The 11,441-nt window shown below is 69.1% G+C and carries 9 protein-coding genes; all 9 read left to right on the plus strand.

Translation table 11 applies throughout. The annotated features are described in order from the left end of the window. Positions 1-40: 40 nt before the first annotated feature. Positions 41-1,438, plus strand: a complete 1,398-nt coding sequence (eccD, locus tag FNH08_RS11820; protein ID WP_152771420.1) for a type VII secretion integral membrane protein EccD — start codon at positions 41-43, stop codon at positions 1,436-1,438. An 18-nt stretch (positions 1,439-1,456) separates the two neighbouring features. Next, positions 1,457-2,935, plus strand: a complete 1,479-nt coding sequence (eccB, locus tag FNH08_RS11825; RefSeq protein WP_152771421.1) for a type VII secretion protein EccB — start codon at positions 1,457-1,459, stop codon at positions 2,933-2,935. A gap of 383 nt (positions 2,936-3,318) precedes the next feature. Next, on the plus strand, positions 3,319-3,717 hold the full coding sequence (locus FNH08_RS11830; protein ID WP_228034053.1) for a hypothetical protein: 399 nt from the start codon (positions 3,319-3,321) through the stop codon (positions 3,715-3,717). A gap of 95 nt (positions 3,718-3,812) precedes the next feature. Continuing rightward, positions 3,813-4,133, plus strand: coding sequence for a WXG100 family type VII secretion target (locus FNH08_RS11835; RefSeq protein ID WP_152771422.1), 321 nt, complete (start codon positions 3,813-3,815; stop codon positions 4,131-4,133). A 271-nt stretch (positions 4,134-4,404) separates the two neighbouring features. After that, positions 4,405-4,854, plus strand: coding sequence for a type VII secretion system-associated protein (locus FNH08_RS11840; RefSeq protein WP_152771423.1), 450 nt, complete (start codon positions 4,405-4,407; stop codon positions 4,852-4,854). Between the two features lie 66 nt (positions 4,855-4,920). Beyond that, on the plus strand, positions 4,921-8,361 hold the full coding sequence (locus FNH08_RS50695) for an AAWKG family protein (RefSeq protein WP_194238461.1): 3,441 nt from the start codon (positions 4,921-4,923) through the stop codon (positions 8,359-8,361). Positions 8,362-8,452: 91 nt separating this feature from the next. Further along, complete coding sequence (locus tag FNH08_RS11860; RefSeq protein ID WP_228034054.1) at positions 8,453-8,962, plus strand: YbaB/EbfC family nucleoid-associated protein; 510 nt, start codon at positions 8,453-8,455, stop codon at positions 8,960-8,962. 2 nt (positions 8,963-8,964) lie between these two features. Beyond that, on the plus strand, positions 8,965-9,309 hold the full coding sequence (locus tag FNH08_RS11865; RefSeq protein WP_152771425.1) for a hypothetical protein: 345 nt from the start codon (positions 8,965-8,967) through the stop codon (positions 9,307-9,309). Position 9,310: 1 nt separating this feature from the next. Continuing rightward, positions 9,311-11,441, plus strand: a 2,131-nt coding sequence (locus tag FNH08_RS11870; protein WP_152771426.1) for a hypothetical protein, incomplete at its 3' end; no start/stop codon positions are given.

Consider the following 11,441-nt stretch of genomic DNA (forward strand, 5'->3'; position numbering starts at 1 on the left):
CGCATCCCGCGGTCCGCCAGAAAGCGTGAACCCGAAGCCCATGACTGACATTCAGGTGGCAAACCTGTGCCGCGTCACCGTACGTGCCCCGGCCAGGACCGTCGACCTGGCCGTACCCTCCGACGTCCCCGTGGCCGATCTGCTGCCCACTGTGATCAGCTACGGAGGCGAGGACCTGGAGGAATCCGGCCTGGAGCACGGCGGTTGGGTACTGCAACGCCTCGGCGGCCCACCGCTCGACCCAGAGAGTACCTTGGACTCCCTCGGCCTGCGGGACGGCGAGGCCCTTCATCTGCGGCCGCGCACCGAGGCGTTACCCGAGGTGCACCTCGACGACCTGGTCGACGGCATATCCACCACCATGCAGCAGCGGCCGTTCGGCTGGAGCCCGGAAGCCGGCAGGCGCCTGCTGCACGCTCTGGCCGTCGCCACGCTCACGCTGGGCATCGTGTTCCTGGCCCTGCCGGGTTCGCCGGGCTGGCTGCGGGCGCTGGTGGCCTCGGCCGCCGGGCTGCTGCTGCTGGCCGGGGCCGGTTCCGCGGCCCGTGCGGTGGGTGACTCGGGAGCCGGTTCGGTGCTCGGCCTCATGGCCACCCCGTACTTCGCGCTGGCGGGCTGGCTGTTGCCCGGCGGGGAGTTGAGCGGCGCCGGGGGCGATGCGGTGCTGGGCGCGAGGCTGTTGGCGGCCTCCGCCGCCGCGGGGGGTGCAGCGGTGCTCGCGCTGGCGGCGGTCGGCATGTACCCGGCGCTGTTCCTCGGCACGGCGTCCGTCGCGGTGGCGGGGGCGCTCGGTGCCGCCCTGATCATCCTGGAACTGACGCCGGAACAGGCGGCCGGTGCCGTCGTCGTCGTGGTGGTGCTGTTCGGCGGTTTCGTGCCCTCGCTGTCGTTCCGGCTCTCCGGTATGCGCATGCCGCCGCTGCCCACCAACGTCCAGCAGTTGCAGCAGGGCATCGACCCCTACTCCGCCTCCGACGTCGAGGTTCGCGCCACGATGGCGGACGGCTGGATGACCGCCTTCTACACGGCCATCGGCCTGGTCTGCCTGCCCTGCCTCGCGATGCTCGTCGCCGACCCGAACCTCGCCCGGGTCCTCACCGTGGTGGCCCTCTCGCTGCTGTTGCTGCTGCACAGCAGGGGACTGGGCAACGTCCTGCAGCGGCTCGTGCTGACCACCGCCGGGGCCTGGGGCACCGTCCTGCTGCTGTTCGCGGCGGCACGCGCCCTGGACCCGGAGGGCCGACTGACCCTGACGGCCGGACTGCTGGTGCTGACGGCCGCGCTCACCATCGCCTCCTGGACCGTGCCGGGGCGGCGGCTGGTGCCGTACTGGGGACGTGCGGCCGAACTGCTGCACTCGCTCGCCGCCATCAGCATGCTGCCGCTGACCCTCTGGTCGATGGGCGTCTACGGCATGTTGCGCGGCATCAACGGCTGATCCGGGAGAACGGCGACCATGCACAGCAAACGGGACCAGGTCCAGGCACACCTCTTCGTCATGGGGAGGCTGGCCTCGGCCATGCTGCGGGCCGAGCCCGACGACCCGGAGAGCCCCCTGGGCAGAACCAACCGCGGCGCGGCGATAGGCGTGGTCATCGCCGTGATCGTGTGCGCCGGGGCGTTCGTCTTCGGGCTCATCAAGCCCGGCGGGAACGACTCCTGGCGCACCGCGCAGAACCTCATCGTGGACAAGCAGACCGGTGCCCGCTACCTGTACCTGGACGGACGGCTGCGCCCGGTACGCAACTACGCGTCGGCGCAGCTGATCGCCGGAGGCGGCATCGGTGTCACGACGGTCGGCACCTCCTCGCTCGCCGGCACACCGCACGGGGCGCCCATCGGCATCCCGGACGGCCCCGAGGCGCTGCCGGGCACCGGTGACCTGGACGACAAGCCCTGGCTGGTGTGTTCCGGCGTCCTGCCGAGGACCACGGGTGTCGTCACGGCGACCACCACGCTCGCCCTCGGCGCGGACGAGCCCCGGGACGTTCCGGGCGGGCGGCAACTGGGCGAGGGCGACGGCCTGTTGGTCGCCGGGCCGGACGACACCACGTACCTGGTGTGGCAGGGCAGTCGGCTGCGTCTGGACAAGGGGGCGGACGCGGTCGAGGCCCTGGGGTACGGGGACGTCACCCCTCGCCCCGTCTCGGCCGCCTTCCTCGACGCCCTGCCCCAGGGGCCGGACCTGGCCCCGGCCGACGTGCCCGGCAGGGGTGCCGCGGGGCCGGAGCTGGCGGGCCGGAACACGAGGGTCGGGCAGGTCTTCCGCGTCGACGTACCCGGCTCGGCGTCCCGCTACCACCTGCTCACCAAGGAGGGGCTGGTCCCGCTCACGGCCACCGGCGCGGCGCTGACGCTCGGTGACCCCAGGACCCGCGAGAAGGCGTACGGGGGAGCCGCGGCGACCGTGGCGACGCTCGGCGCCGACGCGCTCACCGAGCATCTCGCCCCGGGCTCCGGGGACTTCGCGGCGAACTCGGCGAAACTGCCCGAGAGGCCGCCGAAAGCGGTCGACATCGCGGCCGAGTCGGTGGCGTGCGCGGCCGTCGACTCCACGGCGCGTGGTGTACGGGTGGGCGCGTCCGTGCTGCCCGCGAGCGCTCTGCCCCGGGCCGCGCAGTCACCTGCCCCCGAGGTCGTACCGGGCTGTCTCAAGGTCGACGCCATCGCCGTACGAGCCGGAAAGGGCGCTCTGGTCAGGGCGTTGAGCGCGGGCGGCAGCGTGCTGGGCGACACGACCTACCTGGTCACGGACGAGGGAGTGAAGTACCGGGTGCTCTCCCAGGACGGTGTGAAGGCGCTGGGGTACGAGGGCGTCGAGGCGCGGACGATGCCGTCGCCGATGCTGGCCATGCTGCCGAGCGGCCCGGACCTCACCCCGGAGGCGGCCTCCTCGGGAGAGGCACGGGTGACCCTGCGGTGCCCGAAGGAATAGCGGGCATGTGGGAAAAGTCGCCCCGCTGTCGGCCCTCCGGCAGGGAAATTCTTGGATTCTTCGCGGTCACCTTGTGTTAAGACCGCGTGTTCCGTTGTCACGGGAGAAAGAGGGGGATTACCCGATCTGTCCGGACGGATGTGTCTCGCCGCTCAAGTGAGCGGCGAGAATTCGATGTCTCTGCTCAACTGAGCGTCTTTCGGCCGGAGTTCGGTCCTTCGTCGTGCCTCGGTGGTTAATTGCCAAACAAGTTGACGCCTGCTTAGCATCGGGCCACCCCCATGTTTCCGGCGAACCAGTGCGTGCTCGCGGACCACCTCGTCTGCCCACGGGTGGATATGGGGCTCACAGATCGGTGAGTTTCGCCGAAAGGGAGTTCTCTGATGGCCATGCAGCAGTCCGAAGAGCAGGCGACGCGCGGCGGGATCATGGCGCTGGAGACAGCGTTCAGCGATATCTCGCGCCGCCAGCACGACGTGCAGTCCACCGCGGGCAACCTCGCCAACAGCTACCAGGGCGCGGACGGCGGGAAGTTCAAGCAGTTGATGGAGACGTGGGACGGGCATGTCGACACCATCCTGATCAATCTGGACAGGATGGTCGACGAGCTCAACGAGACCCTCAGGGAACAGGGTCTGGTGCAGGGTTCCTCGAACGAGGCGATCGACTCGGAGTACTCCAGGTCCACGGCCGTCTTCGACGAGCTCAACGGGACGGACCTCTCGTCCTCGAACTCCACCTCCACCACAGGTCAGTCCGAGGCGGGCATTCCTCGTTCCTGAGGTCGTCCCTCCCCAGCAGCCTTCCCTCCAGCGACGGTCCCGCCCACTGACCGTCGGCGCATGCCCCCCGTACCTGCGGCGAATCGAGGATTCCGATGAACAACAGCGAAGGCTTTATCTACGTCGACTACACCCAGGTCCAGGCCGCGGTGGAGGACATGCAGACCCAGTCGCAGGCCATCGCGAGCGCCATCGAAACCCTGAACCAGGAACTGTCCGAGCTCCAGAACACCTGGATCGGTGACGACCGCGACGTCTACGGCGAAGTCCAGGCGAAATGGAACGCGGCCGTCGACAACATCAGGACCCTGCTCAACAACCACTCCATCGCGCTCACCGATATCTCCGACGACTACCGGCGCAGCGAGCAGAGCGGCACCCAGCGGTGGCAGGGCGTCAGGATCGGCAGCCGCTGACCGCGCGAGACGGCCGTCTCCCTCCTTCCCCGCGCGCGACGGCACGGGTCGGGTTCCCCGCGCACGGAGTGCGGGTCGAGCCGGGCGGGAGCGGCGAATGAACGACCGGGCGCCGTCGGCCTCAGTTGTTCCGTGCCCCGCTGACCCGGTCCGGAACAGCTGAGGCCGACGGCGCCCGGCGTTTGACCGCCCGTCCCTCAGTAGCCGCCATCCCTCAGCAGCCGGCATCCCTCAGCAGCCGGCATCCCTCAGTCACGAAAAGGGGAACGACGTGGCCGAAGTCACGGTCCTTGACAGCGAATTCCTGAAGAAGTTCATCAGCGAACACATCGAGCCCTTCGTGACGGCCCTGGACAAAATAGCCAAGGACGACCCGAACGACGGGCCGGCCATGGAATCCATCAGCGACGGTATCGACGCCACCACGATCACTGCCGCGAAGCCGCTCATCCTGGGCGACATGGCCGGGGAGAAAGCGGCGGCGGGCGGAGGCGAGCTGAACGCGGTCGTCCAGAAGGCCGCAGGAGAGATCGTGCGCGTCTTCGAGGACCACACGGTGCTCTTCGAGGACGTCCAGGACGCTCTGTGGGAAACCATCGAGCAGCTGAACGCCAGCCAGGGGAAAAGCCTGGAGACCATCGCCATGGAGGAATTCATGGACATCTTCGAGGACGTCGACAGCGACCTCACCGGTGATGGCGATGACGAGGACGATTCCTAGGACGGCCTGAGCCCGGACCGCCAGCCCTCTTTTCTGCCACGACCACGACATTCGCGGAGCACGGTGATGGCCGACCCCAAGGACAACAACGACGACAACTGGAGAGCAGCGGTCAAGATGCTCACCGGTTATCCCGTGCCGGACCGGGCCGAGGTGTTCAAGGATCTGACGGGGAACGACGGCATCCCGATGATCCATGTCCGCCTGGACAAGGTGGGCGGGCCGGGTTGGTCGTCCGGCTTCATCGGCTCGGGCGGCTGGCACACGAAGAACACCGACTACACCATCCCGTTCTACCGCCCGTCCGATGACACCAAGGACGTGTCGGCGGGGACGATGCTCTACATGTACCGGGCGCACATCACCTTCCTGGCCTCCTACCAGGAGGCACCGCCGGGCGGGAACGACATCATCCCGGACTACACGAAGACCAGCACGAAGCTGAAGGACAAGGGCGGCTGGAACAAAGAGGGAAACGACCTCGACTGGAACACCAGAGCCCTGACCCAGTACATCTACGGTTCCAAGGAAGCCCTTGGGCAGCTGACCGCATGGCCCCACTCCACCCACGGGTTCTCGAACCGCGGAGCGGACGTCACCGACAGCGCCTATGTCGACCTGAACTCGTTCACCGACTCGGCCAGGGCGTTCGACCGGGCCGTGAAGTTCTTCGAGGACAGTGCGGTCACCGTCGGCAAATGGGACAACGAGAACATCGGCGAGGGCAGCGATTCCTGGGACGGTACCTCGGCGGCCGTCTTCAAGGCGCTCATCCACAAGCTGGCAAGGAACTACGAGGGATACGCCGACCAGCTCAACGGTGACAACGGCGACGGAACCGCCAGCGAAACAGCCCTTGACGGAACGGTGGTGAAGTCCGAGCCCGCTCGCGCCCTGATCGCCGCCCAGAACCAGATCCATGAGCAGGCGAAAAACCTCGAGTACGCCTATAACTCGTGGCGGCCCGAGAGCAACCCGCAGCGTTGGCTCTACGACATGCTGGAACAGGCTCGTCTGGAGTTCCTCGACCAGGTCGACAAGACCGACTTCGAGACCATTGGGGGAGGGATGTACACCCCTGCCCAAATCGTGGTCGTGGCGAAGGAGGGTTTCAAGAACGACGTCATCATCGACGGTGAATCCTATGGTTCGCCCAGTGACATGGCGACCTGGAAGAAGGTGGCGGACGAGGCGGTGAGCCGGTGGGGGAAGTCCGTTCAGAACTTCCTCGGAGTGGCGGGTGCGGAGGCCATCGTCGCCATTCACAAGGCCTTCGGCGACGCCCAGAAGGCTTTTGACACCAAGCTGACCGACAAGGACAAGCGGTCGCTCTCGGACATCTCCACGAAGGAAGAGGCCGACAAGGCGAAGAAGGAAGCCGACGCGGCGAGGGCGAAGGCCGAGGCGGACGCGGCGAAGGCGAAGGCCGAGGCCGAGGCGGCGGCAGCGGCGGCCAAGGCGCAGGCGGAGAAGGACAAGGCCGAGGCCAAGGCCGAGCGGGACAGGGAGAAGGCGGAGGCCGAGAGGGAGAAGGCCGAGGCCAAGGCGCAGGCCGAGAAGGACAAGGCCGAGGCCAAGGCGGAGCGGGAGAAGGAGAAGGCGGAGGCCGAGAGGGAGAAGGCCGAGGCCAAGGCGCAGGCCGAGCAGGAGAAGGCGGAGGCCAAGGCCGAGCAGGAGGCCGAGAAGGCCGCCGCCAAGCAGGAGCAGGAAGCCGCCAAGGCCGAGGCGGAGAAGGAGAAGGCGGAGGCCAAGGCCGAGCAGGAGGCCGAGAAGGCTGCCGCCAAGCAGGAGCAGGAAGCCGCCAAGGCCGAGGCGGAGAAGGAGAAGGCGGAAGCCAAGGCGCAGAACGAGCAGGACCGGGCCGAGGCCAAGCAGGCCCAGGAAGAGGCCAAACAGCAGGCCGCCGCCCAGCAGGCGTTCGCCGTCGCCCAGGCGAACCAGCAGCGAGCGGACGCCAAGAAGGCCCAGGACGAGGCCAAGGCCGAGCGGGAGGCCGAGAAGGCGGCGGCGGAGCAGGAGAAGGCCGAGGCCGAGGCGAAGGCCGAGCAGGAGAAGGCGGAGGCCAAGGCCGAGCAGGAGGCCGAGAAGGCCGCTGCCAAGCAGGAGCAGGAAGCCGCCAAGGCCGAGGCGGAGAAGGAGAAGGCGGAGGCCAAGGCGGAGCAGGAGGCCGAGAAGGCCGCTGCCAAGCAGGAGCAGGAAGCCGCCAAGGCGGAAGCCGAGAAGGAGAAGGCCGAAGCCAAGGCCGAGCAGGAGGCCGAGAAGGCGGCGGCGAAGGAGGAACAGGCCGCTGCCAAGGCCGAGGCGGAGCAGCAGAGGGCCGAGGCCAAGGCCGAGCAGGAGGCCGAGAAGGCCGCCGCCGAACAGGACCAGGAGCAGGCGAGGGCCGAGGCGTCGCGCCAGCAGGAGGAAGCCCGCCAGGAGTCCGTACGCGAGAAGCAGCAGGCCCGGCTGGAGGCCGAGCACGCCAAGGCCGACGCGCAGGACGCCTACGACCAGCAGAAGGCCGAGGCCCAGCAGGAGCGCGCGGCGGCCGAGCGGGAAGCCGACCGCCAGGAGGCGGAGGCGAAGCGGGAGTACGAGCAGGAGAAGGCCGAGGCCCAGCAGGAGCGGGACCAGGCGCGGGAGCAGGCCGACCAGGAACGGACGGAAGCCCGGCAGGAGTACGACCGCGACATAGCCGCTGGCAAGGACGAGCAGGAGGCCCGCGAGGAGTACGACCGGCGGATCGCCGAGATCGACGCCGCCGAGCGGGACGCCCTCAAGGAGGCCGACGACGCCCAGGCGCGGGCCCGGGAGGACTTCCAGGAGCAGAAGGCCGCCGTCCAGGAGCAGCGGGAGGAAGCCCGTGCGGAGGCGGAGCAGGCGCGGCGGGACGCCAAGGCCCAGTACGACCAGCGCATGGGCGACATCCAGGCCGAGTACGACCGGATCGGTGCGAACGACAAGGACATCGGCGAGCTGATCCGCCAGCGCATCGCCGACCTCCCCCAGCCGCCCGACCTCTCCGCGTACGGCCCGTCGGGTCTCGGCTCGGGCGGCTCGGAGTACGCCTCCGCGTTCAGCGACAACCTCTACAACCAGGAGGACATGGCGTCCGCCCTGGGCCGCCCCGAGGGGGACGGAGCCCTCGCCGGCTCGTCGGGCGGTTCGACCGGGGGTACGGGGGCGCCGATGATGCCGCCGATGATGCGGGGCGCCGGAGGTGAGGGCGGCGGGGGAACCGGCGAGCGGGTCCGCACCGTCGTGGAGCCCGGTGCCGCCCGCCCCGGCAGGGTGGCCGCCAACACGCCGACGGTCGAGGACGAGGAACACCGGGTGGTCCCGAGGTCGTCCACGCAGACCAGCAGCAGTACGCCCTTCATGCCCCCGATGGGCGGCATGCCCGGGGCGGGCGGGGCCGGACAGCAGACGGAGAGCGGCGACCGGGAGCGGACCACCTGGCTGGTGGAGGACGAGGACGTCTGGGGCACCGACGAGGGCGGCGCGCCCCAGGCCCTGGGGAGATGAGCTGATGACGTCGGCCACCGGGCGCAGGGCACCGTTCGCGGGAGCGGCGCCTGGTGGGCCCGTTGCTCGATTGACCGGTGAGGAGACCAGGTTGAGTGAGTCGATGGAGGATCGCGTCGCCAAGGCGATGGCGCATCTCAAGGAGACGGAAGAGGCCGTGGCCCGGGCGCAGAGCCAGCTGAACGCGGCCTCGGTGACCGCGCACTCGGCGGACCGATCGGTCCGGGTGGCCGTCGGGGGAAAGGGCGAACTGACGAGTCTGGAGTTCCTCGACGGCAAGTACCGGAGCATGGCCGCCTCGCAGCTGTCGGCCTCGGTGCTGGAGGCCGTGAACGCGGCCCGCGCCGAGATGGCGCGCCGGGTCGTCGACACGCTCGACCCTCTCACCAGGATGACCTCCCGGGGCATGGCGCCGCGGCGGATGGGGGTCGACTGGGGCTCGGTCTTCGATTCGTTGCTCAGTGAGACCGCCGTTGAGCGGAGGCCGACGGCGACGAGCCGGTTCCGGGACGAGATCCACGAGGACGAGGAGCCGCCCGCCGCACCGACCGGTCGCGGCGGGAAAGCCAGCGGGGAAAACAAGCGACAGGGTGGTGCGTAGGGATGCCGGACGAGTTCACGGCGGACGTGACGGAGATACGGGCCAGCTCCAAGCACCTCGACGACGCCGTCCGGGGGTCCGAGACCCTGGGGCTCAGGTTCGAGACCAACTGGGCCCAGACCGAGGGCTGGTGGGGCGAGGAGGGGGACGACGAGTTCGCCAACCAGCTCGGTCCGCAGTGCCGGGACGAGAAGGCGCAGGTGACCAAGACCGTCACCGACATCACCGGCGGTTTCCTGGCCCTGGTCGGCGCGGTCGCCCAGGAGGCCGAGCACGTCCAGCGTCCGCAGATCCAGGCTCTGGACAACCTTGAGACGCTGAGCGCCGAAAGCGAGAACCGGCGGTAGCATGGCGATCATTTTCCCGCCCGCTCTGCGGGAGTTCATCGAGGTATGGGTGGGCGCGAACGTCGCCACCGGTAACGAGGACAAGGGCTACAACAGTCGTTTCGCCTTCACTCAGTTGGCGGACGACATCGAAGCGTTGTCCGCCTCGATGAAGGGAGCGATCGACTCGGCGGGAAGCTCGCTTCCGCCGGCGATCGCCGATGAGTTCGTCGCCGCGGTGAAGACCTTCGTCGACGACGGCGGAGTGAACCATCTGCAGGATTTCGCCACCGAGCTGCGGGACATGGGGTCCCGGCAGGTGGACCGCTCGATGAAACTCGGCGAGGCCAAGTACGAGATCCTCATCGAGTTCATCCTGATGAACCTCGAACTCGCGCTGATCGCCGCCCTTTCCGTCTTCACCGGCGGTACGTCGCTGGCCGAGATAGCCGCGGCGAAGGCGCGGACCGCGCTCGCCATCCTGCTGGTCCTCCAGCGACTGGGGCGCGCCGTCCCGACCCCGCTGTCGATCGTGCTCGAAGCGATCCAGGAAGCCTTCGTCACGTTCACGGCCCAGCTCATCTCCATGACCGCGTCGGACAACCCGGACCGCCGGCGTACGGAGTTCGACTGGACGGAGATCGCGCAGTCGGCGGTCGCGGGAGCGCTGGCGGGGGCCTTCGGTGGGATTTTCTCCCAGTTCACCGGGCCGATCGTGAAGAAGATATTCAAGGACAGCCCGGTGTGGAAGGAGGTGTTCGAGCTTCCCCTCACCTTCGTCAACGAGGGTCAGGCCGAGACCTTCGCGGAAGCGTTCACCAAACTCTTCTTCACCGGCCAGTTCTCCCTCAATCCCGCGACGTTCGGGTCCGCCGGCCTCAGCGGACTTCTCTTCGAGGCCGCTTCCGATGCCGCCGAGTACGGCGGGAAGTGGCTCAACCAGAAGTTCTTCCAGGGCAACGGCTTCGGGCCGAACGACATCAACGACATAAACGAAATCAATGACGTCACGGGCGGCGGGGGCGGAAACGGTTCCGGAAACGGTTCCGGAAACAGGGCGAACGCCGACACTGACGTCAGTGATACGGACTCCATTTACAGCGATGCCGGCGACTTCAATGACACCGCGTCGGTTTTCAGCAACGTCAGCAATGCCTCGTCCATGTCGGACTACTCCGACTACGTCGCCGACGAGTACGGGCAGGCTGCGGCCAACGCGGCCACGGGCATGTACGTCAAGCCCCCGCACCTTCCCTCGTACGGCGATCCGGGCAGCGAGTCCGTCTTCTCGGCGCTCAACCCGTCGCCGGCCACGGCGCCCGGCGACGCCTCGCCCATCCCCACGCCGTCGAACATCCCCACCGTGGGCTCCGCCGCCCCCACACCTTCGTTCACCCCTGCCACCACGGGCCAACAGGACCCCGAGAGCGCGCCGTTCACTCCGGAACGGCAGGCTCCGCCCGTTTCGGACGGCACCGAGTCGCCTGCGGGACGATCGGGCGCCAACGGCGCCGGCTCAGTCCCGGACGCCTCGGTACGAGAGCGGACGACGGACGACGACAACGCGTTCGCACCGTCGGCCGAGCACGCGGACGTGGACGTGGACGTCGACGTGGATGCCGATCTGGACATGAGCCCGGATCGGGACATGAGCCCGGATCGGGACATGAGCCCGGATCGGGACATGAGCCCGGATCGGGACATGAGCCCGGAACGGGACGTGAGCCCGGAACGGGACGTGGACGCGGACGCGGTCACCGCCGACACGCGCCCCGCCGCCCGGCAGACGGACCCGGACGCGGACACGGACACGGACACGGAGACTCTGCCGGAACCGGACCTGATCCCCGAGACGGACGCTCCGGCCGACACGGTCGTGGACGCGTCGGGCCCCGTCTTGGCATCGGACCCCGGGCCGGCCTCCGCCACTCCCCGCCCCGAAGCGGGCGCCCGGCAGCAGACCCCGGAGCCGGGCACCACGCCCGGGGACACGACGGCGGTCCAGGACGACTCCCGGCTCACGCCCGGCCAGGAGGAGCAGCCGGCCTCTCCGGCGCCGCTCCCCGCCGCCGCCGGCACCCCGGTCGCCGGCACCCCGGTCGCCGGTACGCAGGCCGGTGCCCCGCAGCAACGGCCCCAGACCTCCCCTGACT

This window comes from Streptomyces spongiae (genome assembly GCF_009377185.1).
GTDB lineage: Bacteria > Actinomycetota > Actinomycetes > Streptomycetales > Streptomycetaceae > Streptomyces > Streptomyces spongiae.